Below are 14,725 nucleotides of genomic sequence, written 5' to 3' on the forward strand. Positions count from 1 at the left end.
ATCCCCATCACAAACTTCCCACGGGTGCCTAACGCGAAGCTGAGCCATTCGGTTCGCCGAAGCCGACAAGGACATTTAGCTCTCCTTCCTACGACAGGAGATCTATGTCGAGGCCGCCAGCTGGTAAGCCGCTAAGGCCGTCGGTTAGGACATGGCTACGGCGGAAAGCCTGAGGGATCTATTTGAGCGAGGCGACGACCGGGCAGTGGTCGGACGGGTGTCCGTCAGCCAGCGCATAGGTTTGCTCTTCGAACCCCGCAAGATCGCGAGCGCTTCGAGCGTCGAGCACGATGTGATCGATGAACTCCTTGAAGCGCGGATCGCACTTGGGTGTTGTCGTTCCTTCCGCGAGCGAGAGGTCAGCATTCGCGGGTTGTCCATCGTCGAGATCGGCCCACAGCACGTCGTCCTGGCGGGCAAGCCGGCGATTGAAGTCGCCAAGTACGATGAAGCGGATGGGCTCGGCGGCGCGGGCGTCGATCCACTTTTCGAGGACGGGAATCTGCTGTTGCAGGGTTTGACAGGCGTCACCCTTCAGGCCGTTGAAGCAGCCTGACTTCAAGTGCACCGCCAAAAGGCGAACCGGCGCGTGGCCACGAGCGTGCACGATGATGTCTACGCCGGAGCGAAGGTTGGGATTGCCGACCGCTAGGTCCGCCAAGTCTGGAGCGCGGTCGAACTGGACGCCTTTGCGAATGGCGAAGCCGACGGCTTGACGGGTGAGCTTGCGACCCTCCTGGCCGCCGCAGGGGAAGTGGTCACCGGCCGATCGTTCCTCGATGATCAGCTGGTACTTGGCTGGATCAAACACCCGCGAGGCGGCCTTGATCGACTCCACTTCTTCGAAGGCGATGACGTCGGCGTTTAGCCGATCAGCGTAGCGCCGCATGAGGGCATAGTCTGCGTCGGTGCGGGCCTTGCAGCCTTGGGCGCCGTCCTCCGAAAGGTGCTCCATGTTCCAGGTGGCGATGCGAAGGGGGGCTCGCGGCGCCGGCGGTGTCGTGGCGCAGGCCGCCAAGGATAGGCTGATGGCCAGGACGGCGAGCGGCTTGAACATCGAAACGACTCCGTGGCGAACGTCGCCTTAGATCGCATGTGTTATAAATTAACAACGATCGTTTTCCGGAGGGGGCTCGTTCGCAACCAGTCTCGGAGATCGCCAACTCCGTCGCCAGGGCGGCTTTCTGCGGGGCCGTCGGGTTTTATGAGGTTCCAAGCGAGTTCGACGGTGAAGAAAGGCGGCCGCGGATCCAGGCGCGTGCCGGATTTTCCCAGAGCGTGTAGAGCGCAACCGCCGCCGCTAGGGTGATGGGCAGGAGCACGGCGACCTCGACCACGGATAGTCGGTAGCTGCTGTCGCTTCCGGTCAGCACCGCGATGGCGTTTTTCCAGATCACGAGGACGGGCATGTGCGCCAAGTAGAGCGCATAGCTGGCTTCGCCGGCGAGAAGGGCGGCGGGGTGGGCGAGCACGCCATCGGCGCCGGATCGGCTGACCATCGCCAGGCTCAGGACGAACGGCCCGGCCAGCGCGACCGTGATCCGCTCGTCGAGCTGCCAGTGCATCGAGGCCAGGAGCGCTGACGCCGAGATGATCGCCGCGGCGACGGCCATCGCCGGACGTGGGTGCAAGCGAAGCGACAATTGCTGCAGGCCGATACCGTAGAGGAATTGGCCGGGTATGCGCAGAACCCCGAACGTGCTGTCCGCATGGGTGACCACCTCGCCCGAAATCCGCCGGTAGATCAGGTCCATTACCGCGAAGACCAGCGCGGCCAGCAGCACGGTGAGCCATGGGTTTCGTCCGCGTCGTAGGCCGACATAGGCAAAGAGGGGGAACGTCAGGTAGGCGGCCCATTCGGCTGACAGCGACCAGGCTGGGCCGTTCCACTCGGTGGGCGATATCGGTAGCCAGGCCTGAACGAGGAAGAGATCGGCGAACCAGTCGGTCAGGCTATGGCCGGCGGCCGCGAAGGGCTGGCGCAGCATCACGGCTATGATGGCGACCAGCCCCATCAGGACCAGCATCGCAAGGTGGGTTGGGTAGATCCTGGCGAACCGGGCGACGATGAAGCGGCGATGGCTGTAGCGGCCTTCCTGGATTTGCGGGCCGTAAACGTGGGCCAGTACGAAGCCCGACAGGATGAAGAAGATGTCGACCCCCAGGCGGGCGCGCTCGATCAGCGCGATTGGCACGGCCTCGGGCGTGATCATGTTCACCTGGTAGTGGAACAGCACCACCCCGAGCGCCAGCACGAAGCGGATGCTGGTCAAGGCGTGTAGCGGCGCGGGTGCAGTGGCCTGCTGCTTGGGCGTTGCGGCGCCGGAGGACGCACGCGCTTGGGCGAGGTGAACGATGTTGGACAGGACGGCCCCCTGAACTTGTACGAGCGCGTCGTCGATGTGCTGACCGCTCTCAAGCGCATACGCATCGTCAAGGTCTGGCCCTTGGGCAGGCGCCCAAAATCCTGCCGGCGCCGTCTATCGCTCTTAGGAGATCGAGATTGCGGCGACGCTCGATCGGCACCACATTTTGGGTGTGGCGGATGGGGAGGCGGTCATGGGGTGGGTGCCGGTCATAGCGGCGATCGTCAGCGCCATCGCGGTCGTGACGGCGGCGATTTTCACGGCTGTCCAGACGAACAAGCGCGGCTTGAGAGAGAAGATCTGGGCCGCCAAATCCGAAGTCTACGCCGACATCTTCGATGCGCTGGATGTCATGGCCCAGTGGGCCGACCTCGTCAGCGAGGACACGCGGAGGGAATTCGTAATCACCCCCGAGGTGGAGCGGCGCAAGCGCGAAGAGTTCGAAATCGCCACTGCTGTGATGCGCAAGGCCGTCGTCCGGCGGACCGGCCTTCTGAGCGCTAAAGTTGAGCAGGCGGTCAGCGTCTTTTTCCTAGAGCTACGGCAGGCCGATGCGGCCGGCGAATGGTCTTCTCACGTCAGGCAAAAGACGGCGGCGGTGTTGAAAGCGCGGGCCAGCTTGAAGCGATTGGTGCGCAAAGACCTGGGTTTGTCTTCCGGGGGAGCTGGCTGGCGCACATGGCGTTCAGGCGAAGTCGCGCGTGGAGCTTTGGGTGGCGCTGAATTCATTGGTACGGTGCAACCGATGTTCAATCACGGAATGAGCCTGCCGGTCTCGAACGGCGCGGCTTTTGTCCGTCGCAAACGGCTGATGACGGACGAGTCTCCACCGTCATAAACGGCCAGCTGTGCGGCGAGGCCAGGGTCGATGAACTGGTCGTCCAGCTACCAACGCGACTGGGAAATTCAGCCACGGCTCTTTGGCGTGATGGAGGTGGAGGGCGCTCTGATGTTATTGGGCGCCGATATCAACGGCGTGTTTGGGCCAGCGAACGGAGGACGTACTCTCCCTCAGGGCAGCCCGGCATCTTGGCGCAGTTGGCGCGCCCCCGCTTGGATCGCGTGTCGGTGCTCGTTTATGAACTGCTCGGTGATCGGATCAAGCGGTTGCAGGTAGCCGGAGTGCATCACGATCTTGTTCTGCTTGATAGCCAGGGCGAAGGTCTGACGGAGCAAGGCCACCTCGTCGTAGAGTTCGTCTAGTTTTTGTCGCCAATCGTCCTTCAAGACAGCGCTGCGCCCGCCATGGGCTGCTTCGAAGGTATGGCGCTGGTTGCGATCGATCCGCTCACCTGTGTTGAGCGCGTGCACAGTGTCTTCAAGCGCTTGCTTGAAATTATCGCCGTGTTCCTTATCGATGGGATCTTCGAACGCTGGGCGAAAGAACGCACGAGTGACGACGTCGATGATCTTACGATCTTGATCGTCATCAGATCGGATCTGCAGGACGTTCTCGTAGTAGTGTCGAGCTAATGGGTCATAGTTATTCAGGTGGTTTACGAACTGGTCCCAGAACCAGATCGTTACGCTGCAGCGATCAAGCTCGGCGCGCTCCTTGCTGAGGACGTGAGCGGCCAGGACCAAGTCCGCGCTTGCCGGTGCGGTTGTGGCGAGGATGAATTTCTTGAGCGGCCAGGGGCCGTTGTCCGTCTCCTCTACGGCAGTGCGCAGCTCTTTTGCATTGAGGCTGCCGCCAGGTCGAGGCAGACCATTGGGGTCGAGTTTGAGGTGGCGTTTGCATTGGATGCCGATCTCAAGGCCGGAGATCCAGAGATCGAGACCGCCTTGGTACTGACCAGACCGCCCGACGATGTCGACGGAATGCGGATTGTACACGCGTTCAGCCGTCGATGCCGTCAAGGTTTCGAAGTCGGGCCAGTTCTGGGGCGGCGGAAAGAACAGTCTGAGCGGAGCCATGGAGTAAGCTTACGAGGTTCCGCCTGTACCGCCTAGGTTGTTCTGCCGCGTCTCGCTGGGGCTGACGGTCCTGCTACCGGTCGGCTCCGCCGCAGGCGCACGTCGGGACCAGGCGTCCGCTCGCCTTCAGCGATGGGGTTGGCTTTGCGTTTGGCCAGCCAGATCTCGACCTCGCCTCGATCCCACACCACGCAGCGGCGGGTGAGGGCGAAGCGACGGGGAAAGTCGCCGCGCTGTTCAAGTTCGTAGATGGTGCTGTCGGCTAGTGGCACGAGCTTGCGCAGTTCTGAGCGCCGGATCGGGCGGATCGGGCTGCTGGGTTGGGCATTGGCCTGGGCGGCGGGCGCCGGATCCGACATGTTCTGCTCCTGTGATCGACGCGCGATCGTTGGCGATTGTCGGCGACGAGCGAAAGATCGACCTTTGATGGAGCGGGCCTTGGCGTAGGTCCGGAGGGCAGATCGGAGGCGTGACCTTGCCGATGGAAGAGCCGCTGTTTGACTTCGAGGCGCAGCTTACTGTCCTCGTCGCCACAGAGTTGGCGCTGGCCAATCGCGATCCCAAGCGGCTGGCGGCGACGATTTCGCGCTTGGCCGACCAGGTATCTAATGCGCTGGCGGTCGCGTTCCGTGACGACACGAGCGCACTGGACCGGATCGTCAGTGGCTTGGAGGGCATCATTCACCGCAACGCCGTTGCGCGGGTCGAGATGTTCAGGCGCTTGGACGCGGACGACGACCTGGGCTAGGCGCGGCGCGGCGCCTCAGGCGTAGCAGTAGTGGATCAGGTCGCGGATCACATGCAGCAGGCCTGAGAGCGGCCCGCCTTCGATTGGCGAGCCGTGGGCGTGACGATTTCGCATCTCCGTCAAGGTCGGACGGTCAGCTAAGGGACCGATCTTCCGCAGGCGATTGACGACCCGCCCGCCGCCTATTCGGGCGGTTGGAAAATCCAGCTCGCGAATGCCCTGATGAGTGACCAGGTGGTCGAGGAGGTCCGAAAGCAGCGGCGTGGCGATCATGCCGGTGGCCGACGGCTCTTTCTTTTTCTTGGGCGGTGGCGACAGGCCTTTGATCAGTAGGCCGAAGCGATCGTTGAGCGCCAACTCCAGGGCGGTGAACGCCACCATCTCCGCAGCCAGGATCACGTCGGCGTCGGCCCAGGCCAGCAGGTAGAGCTTCTGGGCTCGCCGGTACTTTATTCGCACAACGGCCGGGGCAGAGCATGTTGGGTCTAGGTCGAGTGCATTCAGCGCTTGGCGCCAGGTTTCCACGGTCGGAAAACTCGTCAGGGCGGCAGGGCTGGTGGGGTGGGGCCAGTGCATGCAGACCCCGCCGGGAAAGTGCTCTAGCCAGGTGGCGAGGGTGTCCATCGCCTCGGTCGTTCCGTCGAAGAGGGCAAACGGCTCGAGCGGAACGTTGGTCATGGCGCGAGATCGAGGAGCTTGGCCAAGCGGATCCTGAAGCTGCGGTCGGTGCTCACACCTAGAACCTTCTGGTCGAAGTAGAGCGCGCAGATCTGTTCGGGGAGCCGCCGGACGTCGATCCGATAGACCCCATCGGCGTAGCCGATCATCTGACCGGTGACGAGATCGTCGATGATGTCGCCTTCTTCATGGACGTCCAGGCGGGGAGCATCGAAGGTCTCCTCCCACTCGCGAAGGAATTCCGGGATATCGCGCTCATCCAGGTCGAGCCCAAGAAGACCGGCGACGAGAGGCGCAGGCGTGATCGCCAGCGCGATGCGAGACAGCCGCGGGTGTTTCACGCCCGTGACCGGACGCGCCGGCGACAACCTGCCCGGCCGCCGTATCTGGGTCGGATGCGTCGAGGTCGGCGTCGCCTGGCCGCAGAAGATCAACGACGGCCGCGCCGACCCGTCGGTCGGGTGCGAGGGCGTCAGCCTTTCGGCGTCGATCAGCGCCAAGCTCTGCGAGGACGAAATGGGCGAGGGTCACACCCTGGTCTGTTCGCGTCCTAAGCGCCCAAGGCCGCGAGGACCTGTGCCGTGCTGGCGGCTGGCTTGCCTGGGCGGGGGCATGGGTCCAACGCGCAATCGGCGATCACGGCCAACAGGGTTAAAAGGCGCTCGCGACCAGGCGCCGACTCGTGGCTTGAAGGCGCCTCTGTACCCAGACGAGGGCCGGCATGACCCCGAATGCGTTCCGCGCCGCCGCCGCCAGCTTGCCGGCGGTCCTCCAGGTCTGTGTGCTGGAAACCGAGGTCTTCAAGGTCCGTGGGCGCGCGTTTGCGACGTTGAACTGGCCAGAGCCCGGCTGGGCTGTCGTCAAACTCCGGGCGGCGGACCAAATCCGGCTGATCGCCCAGAGCCGTGCGCTTGCGCGYGAGCCGGGACCGCGAGGCAAGCGCGGGGTTACGGTGGTGCAGTTGAAAGCCCTGGACGAGGCCGACGCTGGCGAGGTGCTGGCGGCGGCGTGGGGCCTGGCTTATGGCGGCGCGCGCGCCAGCGCCGAGGCGGTGTTGAGCGCGGTTTCCGCCGCGATGGAAGCGCGCTGAAGCGTCAGGCGATCAACGCCGGCTGAGCCTGCGTGATCGGGTCGGACGCCTCGAAATTGGATACCGTGACACCGAGCAGGCGCACGCCCGCGCGTAGCGGAAAGACCGAGCCGACGAGATCGCGGCACAAGCCTTTCAGGATCGCGCCGTCGGTGATCGCTCCTGGCATGGAGCGGCTGCGCGTGGCTTGCTGGAAGTCGGCGTACTTGATTTTCACCGTTACGGTGCGCCCGTAGGCTTTGGCTTGCCGGCACCAGGCGGTGACCTTGTCGGCCAGCGCCTCGATCTCGGCCTCCAGACGAGCGCGATCGCTCAGGTCCTCGGCGAAGGTGGTCTCAGAGCCTGAGGACTTGCGCTCGCGATCGGGATTGACCGGACGCTCATCCACGCCGCGAGCGATGCCGTAGAACCATCCTCCGGACTTGCCAAAGTGCTGCTGGAGGAAGGGCAGGGATTGGCGGTGGAGATCCTCGCCGGTGTGGATCCCCAAGGCCTTCATACGCGCCTCGGTCTTTTCGCCCACGCCATAGAAGCGTCCGATCGGCAGGGTTTGAACAAAGGCCTCGCCCTTGCCCGGCGCCACGACGAACTGGCCATTGGGTTTGTTCTGGTCGCTGGCCATCTTGGCCAGGAACTTGTTGTAGGAGATCCCGGCCGAAGCCGTCAGCCTGGTTTCGGCGAGGATGCGTTCGCGAATGAGCCGGGCTGTCTGGGTTGCGGTTTCGACGTGGGCCTTGTTGGCGGTGACATCGAGATAGGCTTCGTCGAGCGAGAGCGGTTCGATGAGGTCAGTGTAGTCGGCGAAGATCCCGTGGATCTGGCGGGAAACGGCGCGATAGACCTCGAAGCGATGCGGCACGAAAACAAGCTCTGGGCATTTGCGCAGCGCCGTCGAGGAAGGCATGGCGGAGCGAACGCCGAACGTACGCGCCTCGTAGCTGGCCGCGGCGATAACGCCCCGTGCTGCGGGGGAGCCGACCACGACTGGACGCCCTCTGAGGCTGGGGTCGTCGCGCTGTTCCACGGACGCGTAGAAGGCGTCCATGTCGATATGAATGATCTTTCGCAGCGGAGATTCCATAACGGCGGCAAGTTAGCAGTGCCGGAACAAAAATGGAACTTTTTCACTTGCCGCGACCGTCGAGCGCGAGCGATACCTGACAGGCGCAAACGCACGTGTCGGGGAAAGATCGGGGCAGGGGTGACGGGGACGACGATCAGCTACACCTTTGTTTGCCTGGGCGACAAACAGGTCGCCACGACCATGGACTTGCAGGTCCTGACCGAGGACGCCTATCGCCTGCATGCAATCGCCTTGCTGCGTGCGCATGGCTCGGCGTCGGCGGTCGAGGTGTGGACGGACGGTGGTTTGATCGAATTGATCCATCGCGATGGCGTCCGTGTATGGCCGGAGCCTGCGGACGAAGCCTAGGCGGCGAGGGCAGCACCAGACTGCAGGATGCGCTGCAGCGGCCCGGCTGATCGGGCCAGCTGCAGCGCGCGCCATCGTGCCACAGCATGGTCTTGCGGAGGCGCCTAAGCGCCCCCGTCGAACCGCCAGACGGGGATGCCCAGCTTGCGGGCCTTGTCGGCCAGGTTGGCCTGGATGCCAGAGCCGGGGAACACCAGGACGCCCAGGGGCAGGGTCTCCAGCAACAGGTCGTTGCGCTTGAAGGGCGCTGCCTTGGCGTGGCGCGTCCAGTCGGGCTTGAAGGCGATGTGGGTGACCTGGCGGTTTTCCGCCCAGCAGGCGGCGATGCGTTCAGCGCCAGTGGGCGCGCCGCCATGCAGCAGCGTCATGTCCGGGTGCTTGGCCAGGACGCGGTCGAGCGCCTCCCAGATCCGGGTGTGGTCGTTGCACGCCGCGCCCCCGGTAAAGGCGATCTTGGGGCCAGGCGGGACAAGGACATGCGTCTCGGCGCGACGGCGCGCGGCCAGGAAGTCGCGGCTGTCGATCATCGAGGCGGTCAGGGCGGCGCGGTTGACGCGCGAGCCGGCCTTGGGCGTCCAGCCCGCGCCGGTGTGGCGCAGGAACTCGGCCGCCGCCGCATCACGAAGGTGCTCGAGGCCATCACGCTGGTCGAGGAGGCGCTGGCCTTCGGCGAGGAGCCGTTCGAGCTCGACGGAGGCGACCTCAGAGCCGTCCTGGCGCTGCTGGCTGAGCTTCTGGGCGTCCTCGTTGCCGTCCAGGCGGCGCTGCAGGCGGTCGGCCGCGCGGTGGAAGAGATCGACCGCGGACCAGAGCAGTTCGGGCAGGAGGGGTTCCAGGCGCGTGTCGCTGAGCGTGGCGACGAGGGCGTCGAAGACGTCGGCCGCGACGCCGGTGAGGGCGAGAGGGTCTGCGGGCGGACGCGTGTCGCTGTCGGCGTCGAGGGACGGCGGTCCGAAGAGAGCCAGGGCGTCGAGCGCATAGCCGGTGGCCGACTGGCCGTGGAAGGGTTCGGGCGTATCGAAGCTGGGATCGAGGGCCATGTCGGCGTCCTCCTGGGGGATCAGGCCGCGCCCATCGCGACCTTCGTGGCGATCCCTCTCGGGCGGCGGCGGCGGCGCGCACCGCCCGCGGCCGGAGCGCAGCGGAGGACGCCGGGGCGGGACTGTTTTGTCTGGCGATGCAAAGCCGAGCTCTGCTCGGCGGCGGAAAACAGTCCCGCCCCGGCGTTGCGCGCCGTCGACGCCGCCCGCCCGATCGCCCTCTAGAAGGCCGTGGGCGCGACCTGGTCTCGCCGGGAGACCGCGAGGTGGCGCACGGTCCCAGGGGGCGTGTGCCAACCCGTCCACGACCAGTCTGGCGCCGGAGCAGGCGGCTAGGCGACCGGCAGGAAGCGGACCAGGTCCTCGGGGGCGATCTGTGATGCGAGAAGGGCGACCAAGGCCCGAGGGCCCATCCGGCGCAAGGCGTCGTTGAGATCGTCCAGGTCGGTGCTCAGGGCGCGCGTCTGGATCCCCGCCGCCTCGGCGCGTTGGGCCAGAGCGAGCGCGGCCGCGCGGCCGGCCGGATCAGGGTCGACGACGACATAGAGGCGGCGAAGCGAAGGCGGCAGCGCCAGGGCGGCCAGGTGCGCCGAGGAGAGCGCGGCGACGAGCGGGAGGTCGGGGGCGAGCCCGCCCAGCGACAGGATGGTCTCGAGGCCTTCGCCAGCGGCCAGGACGTCCTGCGCCAGGCCAAAGCGGACGCCGCCGCCGGCGAGCGCGCCCATCGCGCGCCTGGGTGTGACGATGGGCGCCTTGCCGCGTCCGTGCCGATCGAGCCAGGTGCGATGGGCGCCTGTCTGGCGACCGGCCAGATCGGTCACCGGGGCGATGATGGCCGGCCATGCCGTCGGGGTGTCGGGCGGATCGGTGGTCGTGGGGCGGTAGTAGCAGCTGGGGTGAAAGCGCAAGACGCCGGCGGCGAGCCGGGCGTCGAGGCCTCGGGCCTGCAGGTAGGTTTCGCCCAAGGTGCCCGGCAGGGGCGAGGCCATGGCGTAAAGACGGCGAGCCGCCCGCTCGCTTGATCCGCGAGAGCGTTGTGGTTTGAGGCGCGGGTTGGGCTGGCTGTTGGTCGGGGCGTCGGGCAAGGCCAGCCATCGGCGCGCCTCTAGGAGGGTCTCGCCAAGGCGGGTGTGGCCAAGGACGAGCCCCACAAGGTCGAGCAAGTCGCCATGCTGACCGGTGGCCGCATCCATCCAACGGCCCTGGGCGCCGCGGCCGGATGGCGGGCCAGACAGTCGGACATAGAGGCTACGCCCCGGCGTGTTGGCGACATCGCCGACGAGCCAATAGGCGCCTTCTCGCCGGCCGTTGGAGAGATAGTGCCGGCAGACGGCCTCGGCGCGATCGGCGAGGCGGCGCGCCAGGTCGGTGGCGGTGAGCGTCATCGACGCCTCCCGGGAAAAGAAAAAGGGACCCGCCGGGGTGGCGGCGGGTCCCAAGTCAGGTCCGTGGGTGGGGGGGGCGTCGGACCTATTCGGCGGCCATGACGTGGGGGGCGGCCGACCGATCATCAGGATCGCCCGGTTGCGCCTCGGAGCCCATGGCCGGTGCGCCCTCCAGAGCCGCCGTTTCGCCCCCCGGCGAAGCGGCGCGCGTGCGCAGGACCTTGGGCAACCAGCCGCTGTCGGCCATCGCCTCGGCCGCGGTCTCGACCATTTCGTCCTTTTTCAAGCCCGCCAGCGGCTCGGCCGCAGCCGCGCCCTTGGCCTCGGTCATCACCTGGACGATCTGGGCCTTGGTCAGGCGGCCCAGGAAGGTCTCGGCGGTGGGCGCCCATCCGGCCGAGACCATGTCCAGACAGAGGGCCTGGGCCAGGTCGTCGGCATGGGCCAGGGCGCGCGGGCGCCCGTTCCAGGCTTCGCTGACGGCGTTGAGGGTCAGGCCGACGCAGAGCGCGAAAAGCGCCCAGCGTTCGGCGGCGTCCAGGGCGAGGAGCGTTTCCCACATCCGTCCCGGATCGGCAGGCAGGCGCTTAGCCCAGGCCTCGCGCCGGGCCTCGAGCGCTATCGCGCACGGGGTTTCGGCCAGGTTCGCCGGCTGGATGGCGAAGCTGACGCTCTTGGCGCTGATCTCCAGGCAGGAGTCGTAGGCGCCGCGGCTGAAGACCTGCAGCGCCAGGACGTGCAGGGCCGCCAGGAACGCCACGTCGGGGGCCTCGGACAGGGCCAGGCGCAGAGCGACCGTGCGGTGAACGGTCATCTCGGTGATCAGCCGGTCGGGCAGGGGGCGGCCCGGATCGGCGTCTTCCACGTGTTCACGCTCGGCGGTCTCATCTTCGTCAGCCTCCTCGTCGGACGTTTCCTCACCGTCGACGAGGTCGCCTTCGCCCGGCTCGGGGTCAGCAGACACCACCGACGGCTCGTCCTCGGGCAGTACGTAACCGCGTTCGAGGCGCAGCTGGCCGTCCGGAGCGAGGCTGAGGAAGACGCCGCCGATCGCCAGATCCTGACCCGCGTAGCAGGTCGGACGGGCGCGGATAGCGTCCATGGCCGTCTCGATTTCGCCCAGCCGCAGATCGACGGCTTCTGGGTAGTCGACCGCGCCGTCGTGAGCTTCCTCGAGCCCTTCGTACTCGGCTTTGAGCGCTGCGAGCGTGGCGATCTCGGCCTCATCCATAGGGGCCGGTTCGCCGTCGAGGCGACGCAGGCCGTAGGTGTGGCCGTAGGGAAAGTCGATGGCGGTCTCGACCCATTTCCAGCCCTCGGCCCGCACCCGTTCGGCCGCGCGTTCGAGCTTGGCCAGAACCAGACGCTCGACCAGACCAGGGTCCTTCAACCAGCCGCCCTGGTCGGCCTCGAAGAGGTCACGCAGGATCGGCCCGCCGGCGTCCTGGTACTCGGTGAGCACGAATTGGGCGCGGCGATCGCTGGCGCGCACGGCGCCCTCGGTGAGCATGCGCCGGATCTGGTGCGCTTCGCGGTTGTAGGTCTTCTGGATGGTTTCCCAGACAGCGATCTGGCGCTCATGGTCGGGATTGACCGTGAAGGCCATGAGCTGGTCCAGGGTCATGGCGTCGTCGGCATAGAGGTCCTGCAGCGCGGGCGCGACGGCCGCCAGCCGCATGCGCTGGCGGACCACGGCGGCGGTGGTGTTGAAGGCCACCGCGATCTCCTCCTCGGGCAGGCCCTTGTCGGTCATCAGGCGGAAAGCCCGGAACTGGTCCAGGGCGTGCAGCGGGGCGCGCTGGGTGTTCTCGGCCAGGCTGTCCTCCTCGGCCAGGCCAGCCGTGCGGATCACGCAGGGGACCGGGGCGTTGCGGGCCAGGCGCTTTTGGCGAACCAGCAGCTCGAGCGCGCGGTAGCGGCGACCGCCGGCCGGAATCTCGAACATGCCGGTCTCGGCGCCGGCGTCGTCGATGACGGGGCGTACGCTAAGGCTCTGCAGCAGGGTGCGGCGGGCGATGTCTTCGGCCAGTTCCTCGATCGAAACGCCGGCCTTGGTGCGGCGAACGTTGGACTGGCTCAGCACCAGCTTGTCGAACGGGATGTCGCGCGAGCGGCTGAGGACGAGGGTGGGGGTCTTGGACTTGGACATGGACTTGCTCCATGACGGGCGGTTCGAGACCTCTTCTCGACTGGTTCACCCGTCACGAGCCTTTGGCCGCCCTCTTGCTCGAGGGCGGCCGGACCGGGCGCGGCGTTTTGGCCGCTTTGCGCGGGCGCTCGCGTGGCGCAAGGAGGCGTCCATGGGCAAGTACGATCCGCTGGGCGGCTATCTGCGTCGGCTGAAGACCGACAGCGTTGACCTGGGCTTTGCCGAGATCGAGCGGATCCTGGGTGCGATGCTGCCCAAGAGCGCCCAGCGTCCGCAATGGTGGGCCAATCAGATCGATCCGCAGGGGCGCCACGTGCAGACCCGGGCCTGGCGCGAGGCCGGCTACGACGCCTTCCCTGAGGCTGGGGCCGAGCGCGTCCGGTTCGTCCGCCGGCAGGTCTGAACGTCGCGTCCGCGCCTGCGCGGCTTGGCGGACTGTCGGGTTCACGCACAGTCGGCTGGTCGCGGGGACGTGTTGAAGCAAGTACGCCGACCCGCATCCCTGCAAACCCGGGGCTCCGCGAGCCCACAGCCCCGCGCCGCAGCAAGCGCGATTATTCGTAAATCCGTATCGGCGGAACGACGGCGGCTCGCCTCACCGGGGCTGCGGGTCTACGGCTGGGCGACGATCCGGATCGTCGCGGTCGCGCTGGTCCGGATCGTCGCGTCGGCGTCTAGCCGGCAAGCGCCAGCAGCCGTCCGGCCTTGGCCTCAAGCTCCAGGCGTGCGTCCTGGTGGGGCTTTTGACGGGCCACTGCGGTGATGCCCTGGACGAAATCGAAGATCGACTCTGGCGGGCGGCCCTCTTCGGCCAGGACCGTGGCGATGATCTTGCCAGTGTCGGTCTTGGAGAACCCGCGTTTGCGCAAGACCACCTCGCGATCCTCATCCTTGCGGGCGACGACGGCGTCGCGCGCGGCCGCGATCCCGGCCACGAAGTCACGCGAGGAGGAGGTGGCAAAGCGCTCGAGGGCAGGCGCGGCCTGGCCGGCGAACCGACGGGCGGCGAATTTGCTGTGGCGGATCGACAGCTCCTGGAAGCCTTCCGCCCCCCAGATGTTACGGTTCATGCACACCGCCCGCAGGTAGAAGGTGGCGATCCCCAGGGTCTTGGAGCCGACCTCGCTGTTCCAGCAGTAGAAGCCCCGGAAGTAGAGGTCGGGTTCACCGCTCGGCAGACGTCCAGCCTCGATCGGATGGGCGTCGTCGACCAGGAACAGGAAGACGTCGCGATCGCTGGCGTAGAGGGTGGTGGTGTCCCTGGTAACCTCCACGTGGGGATTGTGGGTCATGGTCGACCAGTCGAGCAGGCCTGGGACCTTCCAACGGGTGTCGCCCGTGCCGTCGCCGGCGATGCGCATGACCGCCTCGACCAGCTCGTGGTCCCAGATCCGGCCGTAGTCGGGACCGGTGACCGCGCGCAGTTCCACACGCCCGTCGCCGGTCTCCAGGGTCTTGATCAGCTCGGGGCGGTGATCGATCAGCCCATGCTGCAGATTGACCCCGGCCAGGGGCGCGGGCAGGCCGCGCAGATAGCCGGCGGGGGCGCCGACCAGACCGCAGAGCTGGGTGAACGACCAGTGGGTCGGGGCGATGCGATCGCCGCCGTCCGGCAGGATCAGGCTGAGACGCTCGGGATCGTCACGGCCGGCCTCCACGCGCAGGGATGCGGTCTGCACGACGCGGGTGCGGGCCTGCTCGGCGCGGCCCCGCAGTGACTTGTAGAGATCGCTCAGCGAGAGGAAACGTTCGTCGTCCGGGCGGTTGAACCACTCCGAAGACACCCGGCCCAGACGTTGGCCTCGGGTGATGTCGACGGCGTAGGCGCCAGCGACGGGCGCATCGGAAGCTTGTCGCGGATCGGCGGGGTGGCGGTTCATGGCGGGGCTCCTTGACGAGCCCGCCGAGAGCCTCTCTCTC

General features: G+C 66.8%; 16 protein-coding genes and 1 pseudogene. 6 read left to right on the top strand and 11 right to left on the bottom strand.

Annotated features, from left to right (window positions below; all coding sequences use genetic code 11):
* Nucleotides 1–178: 178 nt before the first annotated feature.
* Together AC1DCG_RS00305 and AC1DCG_RS00310 are read right to left on the bottom strand one after the other, a co-directional pair.
* Nucleotides 179–1,057 (bottom strand): endonuclease/exonuclease/phosphatase family protein, encoded by an 879-nt coding sequence (locus tag AC1DCG_RS00305; protein ID WP_101715624.1) that lies wholly within the window; start codon nucleotides 1,055–1,057, stop codon nucleotides 179–181.
* Between the two features lie 145 nt (nucleotides 1,058–1,202).
* Nucleotides 1,203–2,273: an acyltransferase family protein gene (locus AC1DCG_RS00310; RefSeq protein WP_205686792.1), complete on the bottom strand. Its 1,071-nt coding sequence runs from the start codon at nucleotides 2,271–2,273 to the stop codon at nucleotides 1,203–1,205.
* Nucleotides 2,274–2,559: 286 nt separating this feature from the next.
* On the opposite strand from AC1DCG_RS00310, the gene AC1DCG_RS00315 reads away from it, so the two are divergent.
* On the top strand, nucleotides 2,560–3,204 hold the full coding sequence (locus AC1DCG_RS00315; RefSeq protein WP_145998495.1) for a hypothetical protein: 645 nt from the start codon (nucleotides 2,560–2,562) through the stop codon (nucleotides 3,202–3,204).
* A gap of 173 nt (nucleotides 3,205–3,377) precedes the next feature.
* Here AC1DCG_RS00315 and AC1DCG_RS00320 read toward each other — a convergent pair whose 3' ends face one another.
* Nucleotides 3,378–4,283, bottom strand: a complete 906-nt coding sequence (locus tag AC1DCG_RS00320; RefSeq protein ID WP_145998494.1) for a hypothetical protein — start codon at nucleotides 4,281–4,283, stop codon at nucleotides 3,378–3,380.
* Between the two features lie 32 nt (nucleotides 4,284–4,315).
* Nucleotides 4,316–4,642, bottom strand: a complete 327-nt coding sequence (locus AC1DCG_RS00325; RefSeq protein WP_477027981.1) for a helix-turn-helix transcriptional regulator — start codon at nucleotides 4,640–4,642, stop codon at nucleotides 4,316–4,318.
* Nucleotides 4,643–4,752: 110 nt separating this feature from the next.
* Between AC1DCG_RS00325 and AC1DCG_RS00330 the strand changes: the two genes are divergently transcribed.
* Complete coding sequence (locus AC1DCG_RS00330) at nucleotides 4,753–5,031, top strand: hypothetical protein (RefSeq protein WP_477027982.1); 279 nt, start codon at nucleotides 4,753–4,755, stop codon at nucleotides 5,029–5,031.
* A 15-nt stretch (nucleotides 5,032–5,046) separates the two neighbouring features.
* On the opposite strand, the gene AC1DCG_RS00335 is transcribed toward AC1DCG_RS00330, so the two are convergent.
* Nucleotides 5,047–5,709 carry a hypothetical protein gene (locus AC1DCG_RS00335; protein WP_477027983.1) on the bottom strand — a complete coding sequence of 221 codons (663 nt, stop codon included), beginning with the start codon at nucleotides 5,707–5,709 and terminating at the stop codon, nucleotides 5,047–5,049.
* A complete protein-coding gene (locus AC1DCG_RS00340) occupies nucleotides 5,706–6,050 on the bottom strand; it encodes a hypothetical protein (RefSeq protein WP_477027984.1) in 345 nt (114 codons plus the stop codon). Before AC1DCG_RS00340 ends, AC1DCG_RS00335 begins: the two co-directional genes overlap by 4 nt.
* Here AC1DCG_RS00340 and AC1DCG_RS00345 point away from each other — a divergent pair.
* Both AC1DCG_RS00345 and AC1DCG_RS00350 read left to right on the top strand, forming a co-directional pair.
* Nucleotides 6,025–6,201, top strand: a pseudogene (locus AC1DCG_RS00345) (hypothetical protein); the annotation flags it as partial. The gene AC1DCG_RS00340 and the pseudogene AC1DCG_RS00345 sit on opposite strands and share 26 nt — an antisense overlap.
* A gap of 229 nt (nucleotides 6,202–6,430) precedes the next feature.
* Nucleotides 6,431–6,799: an MmcQ/YjbR family DNA-binding protein gene (locus AC1DCG_RS00350; RefSeq protein ID WP_240633748.1), complete on the top strand. Its 369-nt coding sequence runs from the start codon at nucleotides 6,431–6,433 to the stop codon at nucleotides 6,797–6,799.
* A gap of 4 nt (nucleotides 6,800–6,803) precedes the next feature.
* Here AC1DCG_RS00350 and dinB read toward each other — a convergent pair whose 3' ends face one another.
* Nucleotides 6,804–7,880 carry a DNA polymerase IV gene (dinB, locus tag AC1DCG_RS00355; protein ID WP_101712453.1) on the bottom strand — a complete coding sequence of 359 codons (1,077 nt, stop codon included), beginning with the start codon at nucleotides 7,878–7,880 and terminating at the stop codon, nucleotides 6,804–6,806.
* Between the two features lie 120 nt (nucleotides 7,881–8,000).
* Here dinB and AC1DCG_RS00360 point away from each other — a divergent pair, with 120 nt between their 5' ends.
* Complete coding sequence (locus tag AC1DCG_RS00360) at nucleotides 8,001–8,231, top strand: hypothetical protein (RefSeq protein ID WP_101712452.1); 231 nt, start codon at nucleotides 8,001–8,003, stop codon at nucleotides 8,229–8,231.
* Between the two features lie 104 nt (nucleotides 8,232–8,335).
* On the opposite strand, the gene AC1DCG_RS00365 is transcribed toward AC1DCG_RS00360, so the two are convergent.
* The 3 genes from AC1DCG_RS00365 to AC1DCG_RS00375 all read right to left on the bottom strand — a co-directional run bounded on the left by AC1DCG_RS00365 (nucleotide 8,336) and on the right by AC1DCG_RS00375 (nucleotide 12,805).
* On the bottom strand, nucleotides 8,336–9,271 hold the full coding sequence (locus AC1DCG_RS00365; RefSeq protein WP_101712451.1) for a DUF2493 domain-containing protein: 936 nt from the start codon (nucleotides 9,269–9,271) through the stop codon (nucleotides 8,336–8,338).
* Nucleotides 9,272–9,603: 332 nt separating this feature from the next.
* Entirely contained in the window at nucleotides 9,604–10,656 is a 1,053-nt protein-coding gene (locus AC1DCG_RS00370; protein ID WP_477027987.1) for a DUF7146 domain-containing protein, read from the bottom strand.
* Between the two features lie 85 nt (nucleotides 10,657–10,741).
* The gene (locus AC1DCG_RS00375; protein WP_477036465.1) at nucleotides 10,742–12,805 is read right to left on the bottom strand and encodes a ParB/RepB/Spo0J family partition protein; all 2,064 of its coding nucleotides are present in this window, start codon (nucleotides 12,803–12,805) and stop codon (nucleotides 10,742–10,744) included.
* Between the two features lie 151 nt (nucleotides 12,806–12,956).
* Between AC1DCG_RS00375 and AC1DCG_RS00380 the strand changes: the two genes are divergently transcribed.
* The gene (locus tag AC1DCG_RS00380) at nucleotides 12,957–13,208 is read left to right on the top strand and encodes a DUF7662 domain-containing protein (RefSeq protein ID WP_101712448.1); all 252 of its coding nucleotides are present in this window, start codon (nucleotides 12,957–12,959) and stop codon (nucleotides 13,206–13,208) included.
* 271 nt (nucleotides 13,209–13,479) lie between these two features.
* On the opposite strand, the gene AC1DCG_RS00385 is transcribed toward AC1DCG_RS00380, so the two are convergent.
* Complete coding sequence (locus AC1DCG_RS00385; RefSeq protein ID WP_101712447.1) at nucleotides 13,480–14,685, bottom strand: DUF932 domain-containing protein; 1,206 nt, start codon at nucleotides 14,683–14,685, stop codon at nucleotides 13,480–13,482.
* Nucleotides 14,686–14,725 lie beyond the last annotated feature (40 nt).

Source organism: Caulobacter sp. 10L414, assembly GCF_056395525.1.